The organism is Roseomonas marmotae (assembly GCF_017654485.1).
GTDB lineage: Bacteria > Pseudomonadota > Alphaproteobacteria > Acetobacterales > Acetobacteraceae > Pseudoroseomonas > Pseudoroseomonas marmotae.
The window spans coordinates 1,442,680-1,467,180 of sequence record NZ_CP061091.1; the positions used below are offsets into that span (position 1 = coordinate 1,442,680).

25 protein-coding genes are annotated in these 24,501 nt (G+C 69.5%); 13 read left to right on the top strand and 12 right to left on the bottom strand.

Going from position 1 to position 24,501, the window contains the following annotated elements:
• Nucleotides 1–14: 14 nt before the first annotated feature.
• The 7 genes from alr to rpsF form a co-directional block, all read right to left on the bottom strand.
• A complete protein-coding gene (gene alr, locus IAI58_RS06835; RefSeq protein ID WP_419555847.1) occupies nucleotides 15–1,094 on the bottom strand; it encodes an alanine racemase in 1,080 nt (359 codons plus the stop codon).
• Nucleotides 1,072–2,580 carry a replicative DNA helicase gene (locus tag IAI58_RS06840; protein WP_207448121.1) on the bottom strand — a complete coding sequence of 503 codons (1,509 nt, stop codon included), beginning with the start codon at nucleotides 2,578–2,580 and terminating at the stop codon, nucleotides 1,072–1,074. The genes alr and IAI58_RS06840 overlap by 23 nt, the downstream gene beginning before the upstream one ends.
• A gap of 140 nt (nucleotides 2,581–2,720) precedes the next feature.
• Nucleotides 2,721–3,953 carry an SAM-dependent methyltransferase gene (locus IAI58_RS06845; RefSeq protein ID WP_207448122.1) on the bottom strand — a complete coding sequence of 411 codons (1,233 nt, stop codon included), beginning with the start codon at nucleotides 3,951–3,953 and terminating at the stop codon, nucleotides 2,721–2,723.
• A gap of 196 nt (nucleotides 3,954–4,149) precedes the next feature.
• A complete protein-coding gene (rplI, locus tag IAI58_RS06850; RefSeq protein WP_207448123.1) occupies nucleotides 4,150–4,719 on the bottom strand; it encodes a 50S ribosomal protein L9 in 570 nt (189 codons plus the stop codon).
• An 18-nt stretch (nucleotides 4,720–4,737) separates the two neighbouring features.
• Entirely contained in the window at nucleotides 4,738–5,676 is a 939-nt protein-coding gene (locus tag IAI58_RS06855; protein ID WP_207448124.1) for a DUF2232 domain-containing protein, read from the bottom strand.
• A 49-nt stretch (nucleotides 5,677–5,725) separates the two neighbouring features.
• A complete protein-coding gene (gene rpsR / locus IAI58_RS06860; RefSeq protein ID WP_120637428.1) occupies nucleotides 5,726–6,004 on the bottom strand; it encodes a 30S ribosomal protein S18 in 279 nt (92 codons plus the stop codon).
• Between the two features lie 6 nt (nucleotides 6,005–6,010).
• Complete coding sequence (gene rpsF, locus IAI58_RS06865; RefSeq protein ID WP_207448125.1) at nucleotides 6,011–6,487, bottom strand: 30S ribosomal protein S6; 477 nt, start codon at nucleotides 6,485–6,487, stop codon at nucleotides 6,011–6,013.
• Nucleotides 6,488–6,739: 252 nt separating this feature from the next.
• Between rpsF and fabD the strand changes: the two genes are divergently transcribed.
• The 6 genes from fabD (at nucleotide 6,740) to IAI58_RS06895 (ending at nucleotide 12,092) form a co-directional block, all read left to right on the top strand.
• The gene (gene fabD / locus IAI58_RS06870; protein WP_207448126.1) at nucleotides 6,740–7,681 is read left to right on the top strand and encodes an ACP S-malonyltransferase; all 942 of its coding nucleotides are present in this window, start codon (nucleotides 6,740–6,742) and stop codon (nucleotides 7,679–7,681) included.
• 14 nt (nucleotides 7,682–7,695) lie between these two features.
• Nucleotides 7,696–8,433, top strand: a complete 738-nt coding sequence (gene fabG, locus IAI58_RS06875) for a 3-oxoacyl-[acyl-carrier-protein] reductase (protein ID WP_207448127.1) — start codon at nucleotides 7,696–7,698, stop codon at nucleotides 8,431–8,433.
• A 138-nt stretch (nucleotides 8,434–8,571) separates the two neighbouring features.
• Nucleotides 8,572–8,811, top strand: a complete 240-nt coding sequence (locus IAI58_RS06880) for an acyl carrier protein (protein WP_120637424.1) — start codon at nucleotides 8,572–8,574, stop codon at nucleotides 8,809–8,811.
• A 28-nt stretch (nucleotides 8,812–8,839) separates the two neighbouring features.
• Nucleotides 8,840–10,147 carry a beta-ketoacyl-ACP synthase II gene (fabF, locus tag IAI58_RS06885; RefSeq protein WP_408906208.1) on the top strand — a complete coding sequence of 436 codons (1,308 nt, stop codon included), beginning with the start codon at nucleotides 8,840–8,842 and terminating at the stop codon, nucleotides 10,145–10,147.
• Between the two features lie 80 nt (nucleotides 10,148–10,227).
• Complete coding sequence (mltG, locus tag IAI58_RS06890) at nucleotides 10,228–11,208, top strand: endolytic transglycosylase MltG (protein ID WP_207448131.1); 981 nt, start codon at nucleotides 10,228–10,230, stop codon at nucleotides 11,206–11,208.
• Nucleotides 11,205–12,092, top strand: coding sequence for a DMT family transporter (locus IAI58_RS06895; protein ID WP_207448132.1), 888 nt, complete (start codon nucleotides 11,205–11,207; stop codon nucleotides 12,090–12,092). Before mltG ends, IAI58_RS06895 begins: the two co-directional genes overlap by 4 nt.
• Here IAI58_RS06895 and IAI58_RS06900 read toward each other — a convergent pair.
• Nucleotides 12,079–12,879, bottom strand: a complete 801-nt coding sequence (locus IAI58_RS06900; protein WP_408906207.1) for an SDR family NAD(P)-dependent oxidoreductase — start codon at nucleotides 12,877–12,879, stop codon at nucleotides 12,079–12,081. The genes IAI58_RS06895 and IAI58_RS06900 overlap by 14 nt on opposite strands.
• Nucleotides 12,880–12,918: 39 nt before the next feature.
• On the opposite strand from IAI58_RS06900, the gene IAI58_RS06905 reads away from it, so the two are divergent.
• Genes IAI58_RS06905 through IAI58_RS06915 form a run of 3 tightly spaced genes read left to right on the top strand, consistent with a single transcriptional unit; the run spans nucleotide 12,919 to nucleotide 15,387 of the window.
• Complete coding sequence (locus tag IAI58_RS06905; RefSeq protein ID WP_207448134.1) at nucleotides 12,919–13,815, top strand: YicC/YloC family endoribonuclease; 897 nt, start codon at nucleotides 12,919–12,921, stop codon at nucleotides 13,813–13,815.
• Nucleotides 13,812–14,441 (top strand): guanylate kinase, encoded by a 630-nt coding sequence (gene gmk, locus IAI58_RS06910; RefSeq protein WP_207448135.1) that lies wholly within the window; start codon nucleotides 13,812–13,814, stop codon nucleotides 14,439–14,441. Before IAI58_RS06905 ends, gmk begins: the two co-directional genes overlap by 4 nt.
• A 19-nt stretch (nucleotides 14,442–14,460) precedes the next feature.
• Entirely contained in the window at nucleotides 14,461–15,387 is a 927-nt protein-coding gene (locus tag IAI58_RS06915; protein ID WP_207448136.1) for an AEC family transporter, read from the top strand.
• Between the two features lie 21 nt (nucleotides 15,388–15,408).
• Here the strand turns inward: IAI58_RS06915 and IAI58_RS06920 are convergent, their stop codons facing one another.
• Nucleotides 15,409–15,684, bottom strand: a complete 276-nt coding sequence (locus IAI58_RS06920) for an usg protein (protein ID WP_207448137.1) — start codon at nucleotides 15,682–15,684, stop codon at nucleotides 15,409–15,411.
• A 272-nt stretch (nucleotides 15,685–15,956) separates the two neighbouring features.
• Here IAI58_RS06920 and groES point away from each other — a divergent pair, with 272 nt between their 5' ends.
• From groES to IAI58_RS06940, 4 genes are all read left to right on the top strand, one after another.
• On the top strand, nucleotides 15,957–16,247 hold the full coding sequence (groES, locus tag IAI58_RS06925; protein WP_207448138.1) for a co-chaperone GroES: 291 nt from the start codon (nucleotides 15,957–15,959) through the stop codon (nucleotides 16,245–16,247).
• Nucleotides 16,248–16,297: 50 nt separating this feature from the next.
• Nucleotides 16,298–17,941 carry a chaperonin GroEL gene (groL, locus tag IAI58_RS06930; RefSeq protein ID WP_207448140.1) on the top strand — a complete coding sequence of 548 codons (1,644 nt, stop codon included), beginning with the start codon at nucleotides 16,298–16,300 and terminating at the stop codon, nucleotides 17,939–17,941.
• A gap of 281 nt (nucleotides 17,942–18,222) precedes the next feature.
• Nucleotides 18,223–18,426 carry a cold-shock protein gene (locus IAI58_RS06935; RefSeq protein ID WP_207448142.1) on the top strand — a complete coding sequence of 68 codons (204 nt, stop codon included), beginning with the start codon at nucleotides 18,223–18,225 and terminating at the stop codon, nucleotides 18,424–18,426.
• Between the two features lie 249 nt (nucleotides 18,427–18,675).
• Nucleotides 18,676–19,053 carry a hypothetical protein gene (locus tag IAI58_RS06940; RefSeq protein ID WP_207448144.1) on the top strand — a complete coding sequence of 126 codons (378 nt, stop codon included), beginning with the start codon at nucleotides 18,676–18,678 and terminating at the stop codon, nucleotides 19,051–19,053.
• Here the strand turns inward: IAI58_RS06940 and IAI58_RS06945 are convergent.
• From IAI58_RS06945 to IAI58_RS06955, 3 genes are read right to left on the bottom strand one after another with little or no spacing between them, the layout of a single operon-like run.
• Entirely contained in the window at nucleotides 19,045–21,117 is a 2,073-nt protein-coding gene (locus IAI58_RS06945) for a prolyl oligopeptidase family serine peptidase (RefSeq protein WP_207448146.1), read from the bottom strand. The genes IAI58_RS06940 and IAI58_RS06945 overlap by 9 nt on opposite strands.
• Nucleotides 21,118–21,128: 11 nt before the next feature.
• Nucleotides 21,129–21,551: a tellurite resistance TerB family protein gene (locus tag IAI58_RS06950; RefSeq protein WP_207448148.1), complete on the bottom strand. Its 423-nt coding sequence runs from the start codon at nucleotides 21,549–21,551 to the stop codon at nucleotides 21,129–21,131.
• A gap of 53 nt (nucleotides 21,552–21,604) precedes the next feature.
• The gene (locus tag IAI58_RS06955; protein WP_237182924.1) at nucleotides 21,605–24,409 is read right to left on the bottom strand and encodes an ATP-dependent DNA helicase; all 2,805 of its coding nucleotides are present in this window, start codon (nucleotides 24,407–24,409) and stop codon (nucleotides 21,605–21,607) included.
• Between the last annotated feature and the right edge of the window lie 92 nt (nucleotides 24,410–24,501).

Genomic DNA, 24,501 nt, shown 5'->3' on the forward strand with positions numbered 1-24,501 from the left:
CTAAAGCCGCCGTGTCATGCCGGCCGGTAATGGCGCCGGTAGCGTGCGCCGAGCGAGGTCAGCACCTCGTAGCCGATGGTGCCGGCGAGCGCCGCCACATCATCCGGCGTCTGGCCGGGACCGATCATCTCCACCCTGTCGCCAGCGCGCAGATCAGGGATGTCGGTCACGTCGAGGGTGATGAGATCCATGGAAACCCGGCCTACCAGCGGCACAGGGCGGCCGGCGAAGATGCCGACGCCCCGGCTGGACAGGGCGCGAAGGTAGCCATCGGCATAGCCCGCGGCAATGGTTGCGATCCTGCTGTCACGTTTCGCTACCCAACTGGCTCCATAGCCGACCGAGGTGCCGGCCGCGACCTGCCGCACCTGCAGCACGGGTACGGTCAGCCGCATCACCTGCCGCATGGGATTGGGGCGCCCGGGCGTCGGGTTGATGCCATAGAGCGCGCAGCCGGGGCGGGCGAGGTCCGAGGCCATGGCGGCGCCGTGGAAGAGGCCGGCCGAATTGGCAAGGGAGCGGGCGGTGCCGGGAAAGGCGCTGGCGGCCTCGGCGAAGCGCCGGGGCTGAAGCTCGTTCAGCGGGTGGCCCGGCTCATCGGCGCAGGCCAGATGCGTCATGACATAGCGCAGGCCCAGCCCGTCCAGCGCGCCGGGCGGCAGCGCCGCGCGCTCGGCGGGGGTCAGGCCCAGGCGCTCCATGCCGGTATCCAGATGCAGGATGGTGCCGGCGGGGCAGGGGGGCGCGGCCTGCCAGGCTGCGATATCCGCCGGGCCGTTCAGCACGGGCGTCAGCCCCGCGCCGGGATCGGCGCCGGGCGGGAAGCCGCCGAGCACGGCGATCATCGGCCCTTCGCCCAAGGCTTCCCGCAGGGCCAGCCCCTCCTGGAACTGGGCGACGAAGAAATGGCGGCAGCCGGCCTGGGCCAGCGCCCGCGCCACCGGCCCGGCGCCGAGCCCGTAGGCATCGGCCTTCACCACCCCCGCCACCTGCGCGCCATGTCGGGCGGCGAGGTCCCGCCAGTTGGCGGTGATGGCGGTGAGATCGACCTCCAGCTCGGCCTGCGGAACTTCAGTAGCCATCATCGTGGCCATGGGCGAAGTCCAGGTCGCCGAAGCGGGTGAATTCGGCCTCGAAGAACAGTGGGATGGTGCCGGTGGGGCCATGGCGCTGCTTGGCCACGATCAGATCGGCGCGGTTATGCGCCTTCTCCATCCGCGCCTGCCAGTTGGTGATGGCGTCCTGCAGCTTCTCACCATCGGTGAAGTTGACGTCCTTGGGCTCCTGCATCTTCAGGTAATAGTCGTCGCGATAGACGAACATCACCATGTCCGCGTCCTGCTCGATCGAGCCGGATTCGCGCAGGTCCGAAAGCTGCGGCCGCTTGTCCTCGCGGCTTTCGACCTGACGGGAGAGCTGGGACAGCGCCATCACCGGCACCGCCAGCTCCTTGGCGATGGCCTTGAGGCCCTGGGTGATCTGGCTGATCTCCTGCACCCGGTTCTCGGGGCGGGAGCCGGCGGCGGGGCGCATCAGCTGCAGATAGTCCACCACGATGAAGTCGAGGCCGCGCGTCCGCTTCAGGCGCCGGCAGCGGGTACGCAGCGCCGAGATGGTGATGGCCGGCGTGTCGTCGATATAGAGCGGCAGGCGGGCCAGCTCGCGCGAGACTTCCACGAATTTGTCGAAGTCGCGCTGCATGATCTCGCCACGGCGGATGCGGTCGCCGGAGATGCGGGCGGCTTCGGACAGCAGGCGGGTGGCGAGCTGGTCCGCGCTCATTTCCAGGGAGAAGATGGCGCAGCCGCCCTTGGGCACGGCGCCGGGGCCGTGCTCGTCCTCCGCCCGGCGCAGGATTTCCTGGGCCGCGCCGAAGGCAATCTTGGTGGCCAGTGCCGTCTTGCCCATGCCGGGACGGCCGGCGAGGATCAGCAGATCCGACGGATGCAGCCCGCCGGTCTTGGCATTGAGGTCGCGCAAGCCGGTGGACAGGCCGGAGACGCCGCCGCCGCTGGTGAAGGCCTTCTCCGCCATGGCGACGGCGTCGGTGAGGGCGCGGCCGAAGGGGACGAAGCCGCCCTCGTTTCCGCCGTCCTTGGCGAGGTCGAAAAGCGCCTGCTCGGCGGCTTCCAGCTGCTCGCGGCCTTCCAGCCCCTCATCGGTGCCGAAGGCGCGGTTCACCACCGTCTCGCCCAGGTCCACCAGCTGGCGGCGCAGCCAGGCGTCATGGATGATGCGGCCGTAGTCGCCGGCATTGATGATGCCGACCATGGCCGAGATCAGCCGTGCCAGGTATTCGGGGCCGCCCAGGTCGTCCAGCAGGCCGGAATGGGCGAATTCGCCCCGCAGCGTCACCGCATCGGCCAGTTGCCCGGCCTCGATGCGGCGCTGGATGGCGGCATAGATGCGGCCATGCACGGGGTCGGCGAAATGCTCCGCCGCCAGGAACTCGGACACCCGTTCATAGGCTTTGTTGTTGGCCAGCAGGGCGCCAAGCAACGCCTGTTCCGCCTGCAGGTTCGCTGGCGGCTGACGCTGAGAGAGGCGAAGCAGGCCATCGGTCTGGGGAACGCTGTTCATGGCCGGTAGATTACCCCGTCTGCCCCCCTTCGGGGGAGAGGGGGACTGTGGATAACGGGGATGCTTTGCTGAGCCTTGTCTTTACGCCCGCAATCAGCCCCGCTCTCGCCGGGGCGTGAATTGCGGGCGACAGGAAAGCTTCAGGCGTCCTCGCGCGGCCGGTCCGCGACTCGGCGCTCTGCGTCCAGCATGTAGTCTCGGGTCAGCGGCAGGGCATCGACCCTGCGAGCCAGCTGCAACTGCCAGTTCATATGGCCCATGTAGCGGAAGGACAGCTCCGACCCCGCCAGATAGAACTCGAACATCCGGCAGAAGCGCTCGTCGTAGAGGCTCTGGATGGCGTCCCGGTTGGCGGCGAAGCGGCGCCGCCAGTGGGAGATGGTATGGGCGTAGTGCAGCCGCAGCACCTCGATATCGGTGGACCAGAGGCCGGATTTCTCCACCGCCTGCAGCACCTCGGACAGGGCCGGGGAATAGCCGCCGGGGAAGATGTATTTGGAAATCCAGGCATTGGTGCTGCCCGGCCCGTCCGAGCGGCCGATGGCATGGATCAGCGCCACGCCATCCTCCTTCAGGGCGCCCCGCAGGGTGCGGAAGAAGGTCTTGTAGTGGTCGATGCCCACATGCTCGAACATGCCGACCGAGACGATGCGGTCCACCGGCCGCTTCCAGTCCCGGTAGTCCATCAGCTCGAAGGTCACGCGGTCCGAGAGCCCGGCCTCGGCGGCGCGGCCGCGGGCCACCTCCAGCTGCTCGGTGGAGAGGGTGATGCCGGTGACGCGGGCACCGTGCTCCCGCGCCAGGTGCAGCGCCATGCCGCCCCAGCCGCAGCCGATGTCCAGCACCTCCAGATCCGGCTGGTCGAGCTTCAGCTTGGAGGCGATGTGCCGTTTCTTCAGCAGCTGCGCCTCCTCCAGCGTCTCGTTCCCGGTGGGGAAATAGGCGCAGGAATACTGGCGGTCCCGGTCGAGGAAGAGGGCGTAGAGGCGGCCGTTGAGGTCGTAGTGATGCGCCACGTTGCGGCGGGAGCGGCTGGCGGGATTGAGCTGGTCGAAGCGCCGGCGCGCCCAGCGCACCTTTTCCATGACGCCCTCGGCCGGGTGGCTGAAGCTGCTCCGCATCAGGTTGATCGACATCAGCTCGGTCAGGTCATAGATCGAGCAGGCCATGGGGACGATATTGCCGTCCATGTATTCCTCGCCGAAGGCGAGGGTCGGGTTGGTGGACAGCCTCCACACCGCCCGCTGACTGCGGATATCGAGTCCGGCGCTGGGCCCCTCGGCGCCACGGTATTCAATGATTCGGCCATCCGGATAGCGGACGGTCAGGGTCCCGCACTGGATCAAGCGGGACAGAATACGGTCGAACAGCATGCCCGAGCCTTCCTCTTTCACCACGAGGAATGATCGTGGCAATCAGGCGGCGATCTTGTCCAGTCAAGTAAATGAAGAAGTTACTAAACCTTCATCAGAAGATATTAAGCGCTATCCATGAAAACATTGATGGTGAGAGCATAGAAAAGGGGCGCCCCCTCGCGGAGGCGCCCCCTTTCACACTGCGGAGAGGAGATTAGTCCTCCGACGCGGCGCCCAGCTCGGACAGCTCGGCGGCCAGCTCGGCCTCCAGGCTCTCGTTCTCGGCCTGCTGCTCGGCGCGCAGGTCTTCGCCGCGCGCCTGCTTCTCGGCCTCTTCCGGGGAACGGGCGACGTTCACCGTCAGCGGCAGGTGCACTTCCGGGTGCAGCTCGATGCGGACGGCGGTCAGACCCGTCGTCTTGATCGGCTGTTCCAGCAGGACCTGGCTGCGGCTGATGGTCAGCCCGGCTTCCTTCGCGGCATCCGCGATATCGCGGACGCTGACGGAACCGTAGAGGCCGCCCGATTCGCCGGCCTGGCGGATGATGATGACGGAGAGACCGTCCATCCGCTCGGCCACGCGCTCGGCCTCCTCACGGCGCTTCAGGTTCTGCGCCTCAAGCTGGACGCGCTCCTTCTCGAAACGCTCCAGGTTGGCCTTGCTTGCGCGGATGGCCTTGCCCTGGGGGAGGAGATAGTTGCGGGCGTAGCCAGGACGGACGGAGACGAGCTCCCCCATCTGGCCGAGCTTTTCGACCCGCTGCATCAGGATGACTTCGATCATCGGTTTTGAACCCCGATCTCAGGTGTTGGCGGGCGGCGGGTTACGGCGCCCGAATTGATCGACGAGCCCCAGCACCACCAGAATGATGGCGCCGGGCAGGCTGAAGACGAGAAGCAGGGTGTAGGCCAGCACCAGGATAGGCGCGCGCGCCTTCGCCGGCCGCAGCCGGGTATGCAGCACGGCCAGCCCCTGCAGCAGCAGCGGAACCGTCAGCACCAGGCAGAGCGACAGCGGCGTCAGCGCATTTGCCGGGTCCGCCAGCAGCCAGCCCAGCGCGGCCACGGCCGGCAGGGCGGGATACCAGCGGGGCAGGCGGGCCGTGTGCCAGCGGATCGCCGGCACCGGACCCAGGCCCTGGCGTTGCAGCAGCCGCTGCGCGATGGCCGCATTGGCCACCAGCACGAAGGCCAGCCACACCGCCAGGGCCGCCGCCTGCAAGCGGACGATCTGCACGGCCAGCGTGCCGGGATCCTCCACCCCCATGCGGGTCAGGGCGAGTTCCACCGCGCCAAGCAGCCACTGCTCCAACCCGCCTTCGAGGCCGGAGAGCAGCATGGCCGCCAGCAGCACGATGGCGGCCGGCCAGAGCCCGAGCAACGTCAGCGGCAGGCCGAGGGCGACATGCCCCCCGCCTTGCGTCAGCCCGCGCAGGCCCGCGCCCAGCAGCAGCACCGCCGGCACGCCGAAGGTGCCCAGATAGACCATCAGGGGCGTCATGCTGGCACTGTCCACCAGCAAGGCCAGCCCCGCCGCCGCCAGGGCGATCAGCAGGGATGGCAGGCCAAAGCCCAGGCCGGCCAGGAACAGCGGCAGGGGAACGAACCAGAAGAGGATCGACCCCAGCGGCAGGCCCCGGAAGGTCCAGATCGCCGCCAGCGCCGAGACGAGCCCGGCCGCCGCCCCCGCGAGGACTCGCGGGTCGTTGGTCAGGCCAGTACGGGGCGTGCCGGTGCTCAAGATGGTGATTCCTGCGTGGTGCTGATGTCCTGCTTCCCGTCCCTCAGCCTCAGTCGTTGATGACGTAGGGCAGCAGGGCCAGGAAGCGGGCGCGCTTGATGGCGTTGGCCAGCTCACGCTGCTTCTTGCCGGAGACCGCGGTGATGCGGCTCGGCACGATCTTGCCGCGCTCGCTCAGGAAGCGAGAGAGCAGGCGCACGTCCTTGTAGTCGATCTTCGGCGCGTTCGGGCCGGAGAAGGGGCAGGACTTGCGGCGGCGGTAGAACGGGCGGCGCGCGCCAACGGCGGGGCGGCGGGCGGCGGGGTTCAGGTCGGTGCTGTCGGACATGCTCTCTTACTCCTCGCCGCCCTGGCCGGGCTCCATCTCGTCGCGGGGACGCGCGCGGAATTCCTCGCGGTCGTCGCCACGCTCGCGGCCACGGCCGGAGCCGAAGCGGCCAGCCGGACGCGGGCCACGGAAGCCACGGTCGCGCTCACGGTCGTCGCCACGCTTGGCGAGGATGGCGGAGGGCGCCTCGGCATCGATCGCGTCGACGCGGATGGTCATGTGGCGCAGCACGTCCTCATTGAGGCCGAGCTGGCGCGCCATCTCCTGCTCGGCGGCCGCCGGGCAGTCGAGGCCGAGGAGCATGTAGTGCCCCTTGCGATTCTTCTTGATGCGGTACGCCAGGCCGCGCAGGCCCCAGTACTCGCGCTTCTTCACCTCACCACCGGCTTCGGTGATGATGGAAGAGATCTGATCGGTGATGGTGTCGACCTGCTGCTGAGTCAGGTCATTCCGCGCGATGAGCACGGTTTCATAAAGCGGCATGGGATCTCCCTGTGGCTGTCTCAGCCCGAGGCTCCGGCGGCACCATGCCGTGAAGCGCAAACGGGCATAGCCGGGCGCGATGCCACGCGCCCGGCAGGGTGGGCGGCCTAAAGCATGGGGGAGGGGCGAAGTCAAAGGATTCGGGGTCGGACCCCTCCCGCCTGCCACAATGCTGACAAGGATTTCTTGACACCCGCGCGCCCCGCCTCTACCCCGGCCCGCCGCATTCACACGTGGGAAACAATCCGCCCCATGCCGCTCGCCTTTGTATTTCCAGGCCAGGGCAGCCAGGCCGTCGGCATGGGCCGCGACCTCGCTGCCAGCTTCCCCGCCGCGCGCGAAATCTTCGAGGCGGTGGACGAGACGCTGAAGCAGAACCTCTCCCGCCTGATGTTCGAGGGGCCGGCCGAGGAGCTGACTCTGACCGCCAACGCCCAGCCGGCGCTGATGGCCATGAGCCTCGCGGTGCTGCGGGTGCTGGAGCAGGAAGGCGGCTTCGACCTGAAGTCCCGCGTGGCGCTGGTTGCCGGCCATTCCCTGGGCGAATACAGCGCCCTGGCCGCCGCCCAGAGCTTCGATGTCGCGACGGCCGCCCGCCTGCTGCGCCTGCGCGGCGAAGCCATGCAGAAGGCGGTGCCGGCCGGCCTCGGGGCCATGGCCGCGCTGCTGGGGGTCGAGATGGCCCAGGCCAGCACGATCTGCGAGCGCGCCGCGGAGGGCGAGGTGGTCGAGGCCGCCAATGACAATGGCGGCGGCCAGGTGGTGATCTCCGGCCACCGTGGCGCCGTCGAGCGCGCCGTGGCGCTGGCCAAGGCCGAGGGCGTCAAGCGCGCCATGCTGCTGCCTGTCTCGGCGCCCTTCCATTCCGCCCTGATGGCCCCCGCCGCCGATGCGATGGCCGAGGCCCTGGCCGCTGCCGATGTGCGGCCGCCGCTGGTGCCGCTGGTGGCCAATGTGACGGCCGCAAAGGCGACCGACCCGGCCGAGATCCGCGAGTTGCTGGTGCGCCAGGTGACGGGGACGGTGCGCTGGCGCGAATGTGTCGGCACCATGCTTGAACTGGGCGTGGACAGCTTCGCCGAGATCGGCTCTGGAAAGGTGCTGACCGGGCTGGCCAAGCGGCTGGCGCCGGATGCACGGGCTGTCACGGTGGGCACTCCCGCCGAGATCGAAGCCTTCCTGAAAAGCCTGTAGGGGAAGCCTCTCAGATGTTCAGCCTTGAAGGCAAGGTGGCGCTCGTCACCGGTGCGACCGGTGGGATCGGTGCCGAGATCGCCCGCGCGCTGCACAGGCAGGGCGCCAAGGTCGCGCTCTCCGGCACCCGCCGCGAGGTGCTGGAGGCCCTGGCCACCGAACTGGGCGAGGGCGCCCTGGTCGCGCCGGCCAACCTGACCGACCCCGCCGCGCCGGCGGCGCTGGTGGAGCAGGTGGAAGGCGCCTTCGGCAAGCTGGACATCCTGGTCAACAATGCCGGCTTCACCCGCGACGGGCTGGCCATGCGCATGTCCGACAAGGACTGGGCGGATGTGCTGGAGGTCGACCTGGCCGCCCCCTTCCGCCTGGCCCGCGCCGCCATGCGCGGCATGATGAAGCGCCGCGCCGGCCGCATCATCTCCATCGCCTCCATCGTCGGCGTCACCGGCAATCCCGGGCAGGCGAACTACGCCGCCGCCAAGGCCGGCCTGATCGGCATGAGCAAGGCGCTGGCTCAGGAGGTCGCTTCCCGCGGCATCACGGTGAACGTGGTGGCCCCGGGCTTTATCGCCACACCGATGACCGATGCGCTCAACGAGCAGCAGAAGGCGCGGCTGATGGAACGGATTCCGATGGGACGGATGGGGGAGGCCGCTGATATTGCGGCGGCCGTCGCCTATCTGTCTTCCGAAGAAGCCGGCTGGGTCACCGGCGCCACCCTGCACGTCAATGGCGGGATGGCGATGATCTGAACCCGCTTCCGCGGGTATTTCCTTCCTTCCGGGGGGAATTGTTCCCCGTGAAGCTTCCGTGTTAAGCCCGCGCGGGCCATGGGAGGGGCTGTTCCCTTCCGCCGCCGCAGGCAGCGTTCCAGCAGGAGACATCGCGCCATGAGCGATACCGCCGACAAGGTGAAGAAGATCGTTGTCGAGCATCTCGGCGTCGAAGAGGCCAAGGTGACGTCTGAGGCGTCTTTCATCGATGACCTGGGCGCCGACAGCCTCGACACCGTCGAGCTGGTGATGGCGTTCGAGGAGGCCTTCGGGGTCGAGATCCCGGACGACGCCGCCGAGAAGATCACGACCGTCAAGGACGCGATCGACTACATCGAGGCGCAGAAGGCGGCCTGAGGCCCCTTCGAGTTCGCGCTTCAAGAGGATAAGAGGTCGGGAGGTTGCACGCGTGTTCGGTTCTCTGACGACGCCGCGCCGTGTCGTCGTCACCGGGATGGGCATTGCCTGCCCTCTCGGCGTCGGCGTCGCACATGTGTGGCAGCGGATGCTTGCCTGCGAAAGCGGCATCGGCCCGATCGGCCTCTTCGATCCGAAGGACCTGCCGGCGAAGATCGCCGGCGAGGTGCCTGCCGGGTCCAGGGCTGAGGGAAAACTCGATCTCAACGAGTTCATCCCGATCAAAGACCAGAAGAAGATGGACCGCTTCATCCAGCTCGCCCTCGTGGCGGCGACGGAAGCGGTCGAGGATTCTGGCTGGGTGCCCGAGTCGGAAGAAGATCGCTGCGCCACCGGCGTGATGATCGGCTCCGGCATCGGCGGCCTGCCCGAGATTTACAATGCCTCGCAGCTGGTCGGTGCCGGCAAGGCGCGGCGGCTGTCGCCCTTCTTCATCCCGGCGGCGCTGATCAACCTCGCCTCCGGCCATGTCTCCATCAAGTATGGCTTCAAGGGCCCGAACCACGCGGTGGTCACGGCCTGCGCCACCGGCGTGCATGCGCTGGGCGACGCCGCGCGCCTGATCGCGCTCGGCGATGCCGACGTGATGGTGGCGGGTGGCACGGAAGCGGCGGTCTGCGAGATCGGCATCGCCGGCTTCTGCTCGGCCCGCGCGCTCTCCACCGCCTATAACGACACGCCGCAGAAGGCTTCCCGCCCCTGGGACGAGGGCCGCGATGGCTTCGTCATGGGCGAGGGCGCGGGCGTGATGGTGCTCGAGGAATACGAGCACGCCAAGAAGCGCGGCGCCAAGATCTATGGCGAGGTGATCGGCTACGGCATGTCCGGTGACGCCTACCACATCACCGCGCCCGCCGAGGGCCATGACGGCGCCTACCGCGCCATGAAGGCGGCCTTCAGGAATGCCCGGGTCAGCCCCGAGCAGGTCCAGTATGTCAACGCGCACGGCACCTCCACGCCGCTGGGCGACGACCTGGAACTGGAGGCGGTGGAGCGGATGTTCGGCGATTCCGCCAAGGGGCTGGCCATGTCCTCGACCAAGTCGGCCATCGGGCATCTGCTCGGCGCGGCGGGCGCGGTGGAAGGAATCTTCTCGATCCTGGCCATCCGGGACAGCGTGGCGCCGCCGACGCTGAACCTGGAGAAGCCCTCGCGTGAGAGCGTGATCGACCGCGTGGCCCTGCAGCCGCAGGAGCGGAAGATCGACATGGCGCTGTCCAACAGCTTCGGCTTCGGCGGCACCAATGCGAGCATCCTGTTCCGCAAGGTCTCCTGACCTCAGGAAAACGGCCGGCCGGGGAGCCGTGATCCCCGGCAGACTTCCTGCCCTCCCGGTCTGACGAGCAGCGAGGCCCTATGCGCAAGGTGCTGAAAGCCCTGTTGGTGCTGGTCCTGCTGGCGGGTGTCGGGCTGGCCGGGGGCGCCTGGTGGGCGCGGGAGCAATGGCGCTCACCCGGACCGCTGCCACAGCCCACCGCCATCGTGGTGCCGCGCGGCAGTTCCCAGGCGATCGGCGAGGTGCTGCTGGAGCAGTCCGCCATCCGCGACCCCCGCATCTTCACCCTGGCCGCACGGCTGACCCGGTCCGAAGGGCCGCTGCGGGCGGGTGAATACCTCTTCCCGGCCCATGCCTCCCTGGCGCAGGTGCTGGACGTGCTGCGTAACGCGCGGCCCGTGCAGCGCCGCCTGACCCTGCCGGAAGGGCTGACGGCGCGGCAGATCGCGGCGCTCATCGAGGCGGCCCCGGGCCTGACCGGCGAGACCCCCGCCTTCGATGAAGGCGCCCTGCTGCCGGAGACCTATTCCTACGAATATGGCGATGCCCGCGCTGTCCTGATCCGCCGCGCCACCCAGGCCATGACGGCGACACTGGAGCGGCTGTGGAAGGGGCGCAGCGAGGGCCTGCCCCTGGAGACGCCGCGCGAGGCGCTGGTCCTGGCCTCGATCGTCGAGCGGGAGACGGGGATGCCGGAGGAGCGGCCGCGCGTGGCCGCTGTCTTCATCAACCGGCTGCGGCGCGGCATGCCGCTGCAATCCGACCCCACCGTGGCCTATGCCGCCGCCGACGGCATGCCGCTGGACCGGCCCCTGACGCGTGCCGACCTGGACCGCGACCATCCCTTCAACACCTACCGTATCCGCGGCCTGCCGCCCGGACCGATCGCCAGCCCTGGCGAGAAGTCGCTGGAAGCGGTGCTGCACCCGGCCGAGACCGACGAACTCTATTTCGTCGCCGATGGCACGGGCGGCCATGCCTTCGCGCGCACGCTGGACGAGCATAACCGCAACGTCGCCCGCTGGCGGCAACTGGAGCGTCAGCGGGCGAATTCGCGTTGAGCGCCGCCGCCGCGGCGCCTCTGTCCCGCTCCGGACTCTGGCTGCGGCTGATCGTCATCGCCGGGCTCTGGGGCGCGGCCTTCCCGCTGTTGCGCTACGTGGCGCCGGCCATGTCGCCCATGGCGGTGGCCGCCATCCGGGCGCTCTTCTCCGCCGCCGCCGTGACGCTGTTCCTGACCCTGCGCGGCAGCCTCTCCTGGCCCAGCGGCGCCACCTGGGGGCATATCCTGGTGGTGGGCACGCTGAATGGCTGGGTGCCCAATATCCTGACCGCCAGCGCCATGACGGGGATCGAGAGCGCCCCGGCGGCGCTGATCCAGTCCATCTCCCCGCTGGTGGTCGGCGGATTGAGCCTGCTGCTGCTGCGGGACGAGCGCCCGGGCGCCGGCATGTTCCTGGGGCTGGCGCTGGGGCTGCTGGGTATCGCCGTCATCCTCGGCCCTGGTGCGCTGAGCGGGGAGGCCGATCTCTGGGCTGCCGGGATGATGGCGGTGGTCGCCGTCTCCTATGCCCTGGGCACGCTCTATGTGCGCCGGGTGCGGCCGGCGGTGCCGGAGCATCTGGTGGTCGGCCAGCAGGTGGTGGCGCTGCTGGTCTGCGCCCCGGCGGCCCTGGCCGTCGAGGGGCTGGCCTTCCTGGACCAGCCGCGGGAGATCTGGATCGCGCTGGTGCTGCTGGGCGTGGCGGGCTCGGCGGTGCCGCTCTCCCTCTTCATCGCCCTGCTGGGGCGGGCGCCGGCGGCCAAGGCCTCGCTGGTCAGCTACCTGCAGCCGGTCTCGGCGGCGCTGGTGGGGGCCTTGTGGCTGGGGGAATGGCCGGCGCCGCAGGTGCTGGCGGGCGGCGTGGTGGTGCTGGGCGGCGTCTGGCTGGCTACCCGGCGCTGACATCCTTGGGCGGGACGCCGCGCGCGGCCCGCGCCATCAGCCCCATCGGCAGCAGCGCCGCCAGCCGCGCCAGGACATAGGTCCGGCGCGGATAGGCCACCCGGCTCCGCCCGGCGCGGATGCCCGCCAGGGCGCGGCGCGCGGCTTCCTCGGGCGAGAGCATGAAGGGCATGGGGAAGCGGTTCACATCGGTCATGGGCGTGCGGATGAAGCCGGGGCAGATGGCATGCAGCCGCACGCCCTGGCCCCGCTGGCCGATATCCGTGGCTTCCGCCCAGCGCTGCACGGCGGCCTTGCTGGCGGCATAGGCGGGAGCGCTCGGCGCCGGCACGAAGGCGGCGATGGAGGCGATGACGCCGATCCGTCCGCGGATGCCGCCCGGCCCTGGCGCCTGGGCGGCCATGCGGGCCATGGCGGGCAGGGCGGTGTTCAGCACGCCGTTCACATTGGTCTCGAAGACGGCGCGCGTCTGCGCGGCGGGTTCCGTGCCGCCGCCGGTGCCGCCGGAGACGCCGGCATTGGCCAGGAGCAGGTCGATCCGCTCCATCCCCGCGATCCAGGCCTCGCAGGCATCGGCGTCACGCACGTCCAGCCGGGTGGCCGTGACCTCGGCGCCGGCGGCGCGGCAGGCGGCGGCGGTTTCCTCCAGCCTGGCGGCGTTGCGGGCGGCCAGGTGCAGGCGCGCCCCGGGGCTTGCGCAGGCCAGCGCGAGGGCCCGGCCGAGGCCCGAGGAGGCACCCGTGACGGCGACATCCCGCCAGGGAGAGGGGCTGCGATGTTCCGTCACGTCTTGCATCCTGTCGCGGGGGGATAGAGAAGGCCGCGCATGGCCCTTTCTTCGATGACCGGCTTCGCCCGGCAGGCTGGCACCTTGCCGGATGGCACGGGTTTCGTGTGGGAACTGCGCAGCGTCAATGGGCGCGGGCTGGATGTGCGCCTGCGCCTGCCGCCCGGCCCCGACATGCTGGAACCCCGGCTGCGGGAGGCCGCGGTCGCGCGCTTCCGGCGCGGCAATATCTCCGCCACTCTCAGCATGAAGCGGGAGGACCGGCCGGCGCCGCGCCTGACACCGGACCCCGTGGCGCTGGAGCAGGCCCTGGCCCTGGCGCTGGAAGTGGCGGCGCGCATCCCAGGCTGCCCGCCGCCGCGCGCCGAGTCGATCCTGGCCATGCCGGGCGTGCTGCGGAGCGAGGTGCCGGAGGCGCGGGAGGAGGAGGCCGAGGCGCGCAACGCCGCCATCACCGCCGGCTTCCAGCAGGCCCTGGACGACCTGGCCACGGCGCGGCAGCAGGAGGGGGAGAAGCTCTCGGGCATCCTGCATGCCCTGCTGGATGAGATCGCCGAGCTGCGGGAACGGGCGGTGGCCCTGGCTGCCGAGCAGCCCGCCGCCCATCGCGCCCGGTTGAGCGCCGCCCTGGCCGAGCTGCTGGAGGGCGAGCGCCGCGTGCCGGAGGAGCGGCTGGCGATCGAGGTGGCGCTGCTGGCGCAGAAATCCGATGTGCGGGAGGAGCTGGACCGGCTGGGAGCCCATATCGCCGCCGCCCGCGCCCTGCTGGCGGGTGGCGAGCCGGCGGGGCGGCGCCTGGAATTCCTGACGCAGGAATTCGGGCGCGAAGTGAATACCCTGGGCGCCAAATCGGCCAGCCTGGGGCTGACCAGCCTTTCCCTGGACCTGAAGGCCGCGATCGAGCGGCTGCGCGAGCAGGCGGCGAACGTCGAATGAACCAGAATTCCCGGCGCGGGCTCTGCCTCGTGCTCTCGGCTCCCTCGGGCGCCGGCAAATCCTCGGTCAGCCGCGCGCTGCTGGAGCAGGAGCCGGAACTGCGGCTCTCCGTCAGCGCCACCACCCGCAAGCCCCGGCCCGGCGAGCAGGAAGGGGTGCACTACTTCTTCCACGAGCGGGAGGCGTTCCAGCGCATGATCGCGGCAGATGAGCTGCTGGAGCATGCCGAGGTCTTCGGCCGCTTCTACGGCACGCCGCGCGCGCCGGTGGAGCAGGCCCTGGCGGCGGGGCGGGACGTGCTCTTCGACATCGACTGGCAGGGGCACCGGCTGCTGCGCCAGGCGCTGCCGGGAGATGTGCTCGGCATCTTCCTGCTGCCACCAAGCCTGGTGGAGCTGGAGCGGCGGCTGCATGGGCGCGGCCAGGATTCGGCCGAGGAAATCGCCCGCCGGATGAGCGCCGCCCGGGACGAGATCAGCCATTACGGCGATTTCGACCATGTGCTGGTGAACCACGACTTCCACCGGACGGTGGAGGAGGTGCGCGCCATCCTGCATGCCGGCCGCAGCGCCCGCGCGCGGCAGCCATGGCTTTCGGGTTTCGTCTCCGGACTGCTGGGGGAGTGAGGGCGGCGGTGCCCGCCGCATGAGCGTGCTGCTGCAGATCGTCGTGCCGATCTTCGCGCTGATCGGCATCGGATATCTTTCAGCGAGGCGGCGCTGGATCTCGGAGGAGGGGCTGCGGGGGATGAGCGGCTTCGTCTTCACCCTGGCGCTGCCCTGCCTGCTCTTCAACGGCGCCACCACGCCGCATGCCGGCGGCGGCGGCACCGCCCTGGCCTTCTTCGCCGGCTGCCTGGCCACCTATGCCCTGGCCATGCTGCTCGCGCGGGGGGTGCTGGGCATGAAGCTCGGGGAGGCCGGGACCTTCGGCCTGAACGCCTCCTTCGGCAATACCGGCATGATCGGCGTGCCGCTGGTGCTGGTGGCCTTTGGGCACGCGGGGCTGGCGCAGCTGCTGGCCATCATCGGGCTGCATTCGCTGATCCTGCTGCCGATCGGCACCGTCATCGGCGAGGTCGCCCATGGCGGACGGGCGCCGGTCCTGAAGATCCTGCGCGCCACCATCGTCTCGGTGCTGCGGAACCCCATCGTCATCTCGGTGCTCGCGGGCTTCATCGTCTATCAGGGCGGTATCCCCGTGCCGGAGATGCTGCGCTACTTCCTGAAGATGGTGGGGGATGCGGCCGTCCCGGCGGCGCTCTTCTGCCTGGGCGCGACGCTGGTGGCCTTCGACGCGCGGCGGGACTGGCCCTCGGCGCTGCTCTGCTCCGGGCTGAAGCTGCTGCTGATGCCGCTGCTGGTCTGGCTGGCGGGGCTGGCCATCGGCCTCCCGCCGCTGCAGATGGCGGTGGCGTTGATCGCCGCCGCCATGCCGACCGGGGCCAATGCCTTCTTCCTCTCCCGCCGCTATGCCGCGGGGGCGGAACGCTCGGGCGCCACGGTGCTGCTCTCGACCCTGTTGTCGATGGCCACGGTCACGGCGCTGCTGGTCCTGCTGGAGGCAGGCTGAAGGGCTGCGCCCGATTCGGATTCAGTGCAGGCGGAACTCGCCATCGGCGTAGCGGAACTCCGCCGGGCGGCTGAGGGCAGCCGAGGCGACTCGCACCGAATGCAGCGGACCGTGGATGTCGCGCCGCCAGAATTCCAGGAATCGGTGCAGCTCGGGGAAGCCGGGGGCTTGGTCCAGCTTCTGCCAGATGAAGCTCTGCAACAGGCCGGGGTGGTCCGGCAGGTGGTAGAGGATATGCGCGGTGGTCAGCCGCCAGTCGGGAATGCGTACGAAGGAATCGATGTCACGCAGCAGCATGATTCGGATGTCTCCGCGTCCTGTTCAGCCGTCGGCCTTTTCCGCCCAATGCGGGCATCATCGCATGCCCGAAGCGGCGGCTGGAAGAAAAATCCTTTTTTATCAGGATATTAGCACTCAAGTATGGAGAGTGCTGACAAACGCTTGACGTAAGCGGCGGAGCCCCTTAGATCGCTTAGCACTCTCCCGGGGTGAGTGCTGACAGGGCTTGCCGGTCCGGGAGAGTAAACCGTCGCTGGATGCGCCAGATTTAGGGCGTCGAGGAGAGGGCCATGAGCTTCCGTCCACTGCATGACCGCGTTGTCGTTCGCCGGCTGACCGCCGAAGAGAAGACCGCCGGTGGCATCATCATTCCCGACACCGCCAAGGAAAAGCCGCAGGAAGGCGAAGTTGTCGCCGTCGGCTCCGGCGCGCGCAACGAGGCGGGCCAGCTGGTCGCGCTCGACGTGAAGGCGGGCGACCGTGTCCTGTTCGGCAAGTGGTCGGGCACCGAGGTCAAGATCAAGGGCGAAGACCTGTTGATCATGAAGGAATCCGACATCCTGGGCATCCTGGCGGCCTGAACCGGCCCCGCTGCCCGACGATTCCAACAGAACAGACGAGGTAGAAGACAATGGCTGCTAAGGACGTGAAGTTCGGCGCCCCCGCCCGTGAGCGCATGCTGCGCGGCGTGGACATCCTGGCCGACGCCGTGAAGGTGACCCTGGGCCCCAAGGGCCGCAACGTCGTGATCGACAAGTCCTTCGGCGCGCCCCGCATCACCAAGGACGGTGTGACGGTCGCCAAGGAAATCGAGCTGTCCGACAAGTTCGAGAACATGGGCGCGCAGATGGTGCGCGAAGTGGCCTCGAAGCAGAACGACCTGGCCGGCGACGGCACCACCACCGCGACCGTGCTGGCCCAGGCCATCGTGCGCGAGGGTGCCAAGGCCGTGGCCGCCGGCATGAACCCGATGGATCTGAAGCGCGGCGTCGACAAGGCCGTGACGCAGATCGTCGCTGAGCTGCAGGCGAAGTCCCGCAAGATCACCACCTCCGCCGAAGTGGCGCAGGTCGGCACGCTGTCCGCCAATGGCGAGTCCGAGATCGGCCAGATGATCGCGGAAGCGATGGAGAAGGTCGGCAACGAGGGCGTCATCACGGTCGAGGAAGCCAAGGGCATCCAGACCGAGCTGGACGTCGTCGAGGGCATGCAGTTCGACCGCGGCTACGTCTCCCCGTATTTCATCACGAATGCGGAGAAGATGATCGCCGAGCTCGAGAACCCCTACATCCTGATCCACGAGAAGAAGCTGTCCCAGCTGCAGCCGATGCTGCCGCTGCTGGAGACGGTGGTTCAGTCGGGCCGCCCGCTGATCATCGTGGCCGAGGACGTGGAAGGTGAGGCGCTGGCCACCCTGGTGGTCAACAAGCTGCGCGGTGGCCTGAAGATCGCCGCCGTGAAGGCCCCGGGCTTCGGTGACCGCCGCAAGGCGATGCTGGAAGACATCGCGATCCTGACCGGTGGCCAGGTCATCAGCGAGGATCTCGGCATCAAGCTCGAGACCGTGACGCTCGCCATGCTCGGCCAGGCCAAGATGGTCCGGATCGAGAAGGAGAACACCACGATCGTCGACGGTGCCGGCGAGAAGGCCGACATCCAGGGCCGCGTGGAGCAGATCAAGGCGCAGATCGAGGAGACCACCTCGGACTACGACCGTGAGAAGCTGCAGGAGCGCCTGGCGAAGCTGGCTGGCGGCGTGGCCGTCATCCGCGTCGGCGGCTCCACCGAGGTCGAGGTGAAGGAGCGCAAGGACCGCGTCGACGACGCGCTGCATGCGACCCGCGCCGCGGTCGAGGAAGGCATCGTTCCCGGTGGTGGCGTGGCCCTGCTGCGCGCTTCCCTGAAGCTGTCCGACCTCAAGGGCCTGAACAACGACGAGCAGGTCGGCATCGAGATCGTGCGCCGCGCGATCCAGACGCCGCTGAAGCAGATCGCTGAGAACGCGGGCAAGGACGGCGCCGTGATCGCCGGTGAAGTCCTGCGCGACGACACCTACGAGTATGGCTACGACGCCCAGCTCGACGAGTACAAGGACCTGGTGGCCGCCGGCATCATCGACCCGACCAAGGTCGTCCGCACGGCTCTGCAGGACGCGGCCTCCATCGCGGCCCTGCTGATCACCACCGAGGCGATGATCGCCGAGAAGCCGGCCAAGGCTTCTGCTCCGGCCGGTGGCCCGGGCGGCATGGGCGGCATGGGTGACATGGACTTCTGATCCCTCCGGGGCCGGTATCCGGCCCCGTTCGGAACGGCTGTTCGGGGGAGGGGCGGTCCGCAAGGACCGCCCCTTTTCCTTACGAAAAGATGTTGCATGAAGATAACGTGTTTGCGTTGACACGAGCGAAACGATCTGGCCCACTTCGCTACGCCACCGCTGCTGATCGCCTTGCCGTGCCTCCGGAATCTTCCGGGCGCCCATCAAGAGCCGTGAACCGGATGGGATCTTGAACCTGGCGATGTCCGCCGGGTCCGCCAGAGAGAAGGAGAGCCTCGGACATGGCGATCGGTACCGTGAAGTGGTTCAACGCCACCAAGGGCTTTGGCTTCATTGTCCCGCAAGACGGTGGCAAGGACGTCTTCGTGCACATTACCGCTGTGCAGCGCGCCGGCCTGCAGGGGTTGCAGGAGAATCAGAAGGTCAGCTTTGAGGTGGTGCAGGAGCGCGGCAAGGCCGCAGCCACCAACCTGAAGCCGCTGTAAGCCAAAGAGCTTCAGCGGTGGGGCCAGCATGGCCCCGACTGAACGGCCTGTGCCTTTCCGGCATGGGCCGTTTTTTGTGCTTTTTCGTCAATAAGGAAGAACTTCTGTCTCCGCCCATCAAATAAGGCGGGAAAATGGCAGAACCGAGGCAAAAAAGATTGCTGCGGCGCAACCTCACAGGTTAGTGAGCCCCCGGTCGCTACTACAGCAGAAAGGGGTTCCACCATGGCAATGCGCAGAATCTCTGCTGTGCTCGCCTTGCTTATTCTCCTCTGGTCTCCCGGCGCGATGGCGCGGGGTGAGCAGCAGGGCGATCTGAGCCTGAGTGCCGTCGTCGGCGGTGCTCTGCCTTATTCCACCGGCAAAGGCAGCTATCTGGTGACGCGGCTGATCAGCCCGGGCCACAATGGCCGCCCGATCAACCTGACGGGGCAGTCGCCTTTCGGGCGCGATCTGCGGAACGCCTTCGATGTCAGGCCGCAGATCGGGCTGGGCGGGCGCTATGTCCTGGGTGAGGGTCCGGGCGGCGCCAAGCTGGCGCTGCGTGTCCTGGTCAGCGCCGGCATGAACCGCCCGGAAGGCACGCGCTCGATTGTCGGGATCGCCGGCCTGACCGTCTTATTCTGATTCCCAGCCGATGGCGCGCCGCAGGAAGGCCGCGCCAAGCGCCATGAACTGGGCGGCCTCGGCATTGTCCTTGCCATAGCCATGGCCGCCGGCGGTGGGTTCGTAGAAGCGGGCGTCATATCCCAGCTTCTGCAGCTTCGCCGCCATCTTGCGGGCATGGCCGGGATGCACCCGGTCATCCCGCCGCGTCGTCGCGAGCAGGATCGGCGGATAGGGCCGCCCCGGCTCGGCCGCGTGATATGCGGCGAACTGGCGCATGAAGGCCCAGTCCTCCGGCTTGTCGGGGTCGCCGTATTCGGCGATCCAGCTCGCGCCCGCCAGCAGCTTGGTGTAGCGGCGCATATCGATCAGCGGGATGGTGCAGAAGAGCGCGCCGAACCGCTCCGGGTAGCGCGTCAGCATATTGGCGATCAGCAGCCCGCCATTGGAACCGCCCTCGGCCGCGATGCGCCCAGGCACCGTCACGCCCCGGCGGACCAGGTCGGCCGCCACGGCGGCGAAATCGTCGTGGGAGAGATGCTTTTTCTCCCGCCGGCCGGCCTCGTGCCAGCGGGTGCCAAATTCACCGCCGCCCCGTATATGGGCCAGGACGGCGGTGCCGCCGCGTTCCAGCCAGAGCTGCCCGGTGCTGCCGCGATAGGTGGGCGACATTGTCACCTGGAAGCCGCCATAGCCGGTCATGTGCACGGGGGCGTCGCCTGTCTCCTGCTCCGGCCCGGTCTGCACATAGGGGATGCGTTCGCCGTCGGAGGAGATGGCCTCGTGCCGTGTCACCCGCAGGCCCTGGGCATTGAACAGGCGTGGCGCCTGCCGCAGCACCAGTGGGGCGGCCGGGGTGGTGGCGGTTTGCAGCAGGGTGGGCGGGGTCAGCGGGTCCTGGGTCATGGCCAGCAGGGTGCCGTCCGATTCCTCTGCCTCGGCATCCATCGGCCAGACGCTGACCACGCCGATTTCCGGCAGGCCTTCCAGCCGGCGGCAGGTCCAGCCGCTTTCGGCCGGGGTCCAGATGGTATGATCCGGCCGCAGGTCGTCCAGCACCGAGACCACCACCCGGCCATCGCACCAGAAGAAGCCTTCCAGCGCCCGGCGCTCCGCCGGCTCGAAGAGGCGGGTGAAGCTGCGCTGCCCGTCCAGCAGGGCGGAGAGGCGGGTGCCCAGCAGCATGTCCGGGGGGTAGGTGGTGCCGTCCACGGCCCAGGGAGTGCGGGGCTGCAGCACCACCTGGTCGCCTTCCCAGTTCAGGCGCAGGTCGGTCGGCAGGTCGATCCGCAGGCGCGGGCCCTCGCGGTCGCCCAGATGCACGGCCACGTCGAAGAAGCCGATCTGGTCGAGGAAGACCACGCGCTCCTCGGCGCTGGAGCGGTCGATGCCGGCCCAGGCGCCCATATGTTCCGCCGGCACCTCGAAGAGGACGGGGGCGGCCATGGGGTCCTGGCCGCGTGACCAGCGGCGGATGGCACGGGCATAGCCCGATTGCGTCGCCATCCCGTCACCCAGGGCGGAGGAGAGGATCAGCGTGTCGCGGTCCAGCCAGGCGGCGTTGCTTTTGCCCTCCGGCAGGTCGAAGCCGCCGGGCACGAAGCTTCGGCTGCCCAGGTCGAATTCCCGCAGCACCACCGCATCGCCACCGCCGCGGGAGAGGCGCAGCAGCGCGCGGTCATGCGCCGGCGGCAGGGTGGTGGCGCCCTTCCAGATCCAGTCCTCGCCTTCCTCGGCCGCCAGGGCATCGAGGTCCAGCAGCAATTCCCAGTCCGGGCTGTCGCTGCGGTAGGAGGCGAGTGTGGTGCGGCGCCAGAGGCCGCGCGGATGCTGGGCATCCTGCCAGTAGTTATAGAGCAGGCCGCCCCGCCGGGTGATGTGCGGGATCTTGTCCGGCCGGTCCATCATCGCCTTCAGCGCGGCGGCGTCGGCGGCGGTGCGGGAATCGGACAGGCGGGCGAGGGTCTTCCCGTTCTGCGCCTCGACCCAGGCCAGGGCTTCCGCCCCCTCGATCTCCTCCAGCCACAGGAAGGGATCGTCATCCGGGTGGTCGAGGGTCGGGCGAGCGTCTGGGGCGATGGTCACAGCGAGGTACCTCAGGCCATTTGGTAACGGGCCTTGGCGGCACGCTCGATGGCGCCCGCGATCAGCCGGTCGATATCCATGCCGATACGGAAATCCTGCAGGAACTGCAGCTCTCCCTGTGTCGCCTCGCCATCGGCGGCGGCGACCTCGCAGGCCAGCAGATAGGCCGTCTCCCGCAGGCGCGGGGGCAGGGCGTCGCGCATCATGGTGAAGGCACGGTCCAGGCCGTCGGTCTGGCCAAGCAGGGCCAGGCAGGTCTCGGTCACAGGCTCGATCTCGCGCGCCTGGAAGCCGGCGAAGACCGGCAGTTCCTGCACCAGCCGCGACATCATGCCCAGTTCGGCGTCCGACATGTGCTGGTCGGCGGCGGACATCAGCACCATGGCGCAGATCAGTCCTTCATGGACGGTGAAATGGGTCTTGGTCTGCGGCATCGGGAGGCGTCTTCCTTGTTCAGTCCGGCTCGATCATAGGCCACGATACAGCTTCAACCCGGCGGGAGCGCCGGAGATGCAAGAAAAGCGGCGGTTTGACGCACGGCTTCCGCCAGCCCCAGCCGCCGCGGCACCACACCCTGCGGCAATCCGCCCAGCAGGCGGGAGGGCGTGCGGGGGTCCAGCATCACGAAAACACCCCGGTCGTCGGCGCGGCGGATCAGCCGGCCGAAAGCCTGGCGCAGCCGGTGGCGGGCGATGCCGTCATCATAGGCCGTCGGGCGGCCGCCGGAGAGATGAATCCGCCGCTCCCGGTGCAGAATCGAAGGGCGTGGCCAGGGCACGCGGTCGAAGACCAGCAGCCGCAGGGCGCGCCCCGGCACGTCCACCCCGTCCCGCAGCGCATCCGTGCCCAGCAGGCAGGAATCCTCCTCCGCCCGGAAGATGTCCACCAGGGTGGAACTGTCCATCGCATCGACATGCTGGGCGTAGAGGGGGATGCCGGCCTCGGCCAGGGCGGGGGCGATGCGGGCATGCACGTCCCGCAGCCGGCGGATGGCCGTGAACAGGCCCAGCGCGCCGCCGCCCGCCGCAAGGAAAAGCTGCTGCATGGCCGCGGCCACCTGTCCCGGGCTGTCGCGGTTCATATCCTCCACCACGATGGCCAGGGTCTGGGTCGCGTAGTCGAAGGGGGAGGGTAGGGCGGCGCGGATGGCGGGGTTGGGCAGATGCTGCACGCCGGTGCGCGCCTCGGCCTCCCGCCAGGCGGCTTCCGGGTCGCGCCTGTCCGCCGCGTCACGCAGAGTGGCGGAGGCGATCAGCACGCCATGCGCCGGCGCCGCCACCTGCGTCGCGAAGGGCACGGTGGGGTCCAGCCAGTGGCGGTGCAGCCCCGCATCGAAGTCGCGGCCATCCCGCCTGTTCAGTTCCAGCCAGTCCACATACAGGGGGCGGGTGCCGGGCTCTGGCGCGGGTTCCCGCAGCTGCCGGAGCATGGAGAGCCAGGCGGCCAGCGGGATCAGCGCGCGCCGCTCGATGCTGCGGGCGGCCACGTCCAGGCGGATGCGGTCGCCGGTCTCCAGCTCCTGGTCCGGGTCCTCCAGGATATCGGTCAGGAGCTTTGAGAGATGCTTCAGAGGCGCCTGGAGCTTTTCCAGCGCCTCCTCCAGCCTGGCGGCGGCGCCGGGCAGGCCCTCATGCAGGGGGTGGAGATCGGCCTCGGCGTCATAGAGCGAATCCGCCTCGGTGGCGCGGGCCAGGACCTGGACGCGGGCGGCGCGCAGGAATTCCTCGCCGGGGCGGGGGGTGTCGCCGGGCAGGTCCTCCCAGCGGTCCCACCAGCCGGCGGCGGGCAGGGAGCGTGCCATCTGCTCGGCATGGTCCAGCGGCGGGATCAGGCTGGGATGCTGGGGCAGCAGCTCCTCCAGGCGGCGGCGCAGCCCGCGGGCGCGCCCCCGGCCGCCCTCATTGCCCAGCAGCCAGCGGCGCAGCTCCGCCATCTCGGCGCCGGAGAGGGCGGCGGCGAAGGCGCCATCCGCCGCATCGAACAGGTGGTGCCCTTCGTCGAAGACATAGCGCAGGGCGGGGCCGCTCTCGCCATCGCCGCCGCGCGGGCCCAGCGCGGCCTGCACCATGACCAGGGCATGGTTGGCCACCACCAGATTGGCGGTCTGGGCGCGGCGGATGGAATTCTCGACGAAGCAGCGCTTCCAGTGCGGGCAGGCGGAATGGATGCATTCCCCCCGCCGGTCCGCCAGCAGGGAGATGGAGCCGGCGGGAAACAGCTCGGCGATCCAGCCGGGGAAGTCGCCGCCCATCAGGTCGCCATCGCGCGTGGCGCCGGCCCAGCGCGCCACCAGGGCCAGGGCGACGATGCGGGCGGGCATGGCGCCGCTGACGGCCTCGTCGAAGTTCAGCAGGCAGAGGTAGTTCTCGCGCCCCTTGCGGATGACGACCTTGCGGCGCCGCTCCTCCGGGTCCGGGTAGAGGCGGGCCAGCTCCTGGTCCAGCTGCCGTTGCAGGTTGCGGGTATAGGTGGCGATCCAGACCGGCGCGCCGTTGCGCTCGGCCCAGAGGCTGGCCGGCGCCACATAGCCCAGGGTCTTGCCGGTGCCCGTGCCGGCCTCGGCCAGCACCAGCTGCGGCTCGCCCGGCACTTCGCGCGGCGCGAAGGCCATGCTGGCGGCACTGGCGAAATCGCCCTGGCTGGGGCGCTGCTCGGCGCCTTCGCCCAGGATTTCCGCGAGCCTGGCGCGGGCTTCGGCGGCGGTGACGGGCAGGTTGGCAGGGGGCGGGGGCGGGGCGACTTCCTCCCATTCCGCCAGGGTGCGCCAGACCTTCAGCCCGTCATTGCTGCCGCGCGCCTGCGGCTGGCCCAGGGCCGCCAGCACCGAATCCGCCCAGGGCCAATGGGCGGCATCCCGCAGCCGCGCCGCCAGCATGGCCGCATCGCGGTTGGGCTGGGCGCCACGGGCGCGGGCCAGGCGGCGGAGGATTTCGGTGGCGATCTCCGGCAGCAGGGCGGCGGCGGCTTCGGCATCCTCCGGTGGCGGCAGGTCGAGCGCGATGGCCAGGCCGCGCGGCGTGGGCGCCGCCGGCTGGGCCGGCAGGGCGAAGGCGAAGAGCTCCAGCAGGTCATAGGCGCCGGGGATGGAGGCGATGCCCAGGCGCTTGGCCATGGCCGGCGCATGCACCAGCATCGGCGGGCCGAGTTCCTCCAGGGCCTCCACCGCCTGGCGGGCGGGCAGGGTGGAGAGTTCGCCATCCGGCGTCAGCAGAACGGCGGCGCCATGGGTGGCGGCGATCAGCGCGGGCGCGGCGGGCAGCAGCAGGCGGGGGGGCTGGGGCGGCGGAGGCACGCGCTATCCTAGGGGCAAAAGGCGAACGAGGCCATGATGAGCCGCTCTGCGGAATGCGTGCGTTGACCATGCGCCCTGGCGCTGGCATGGGG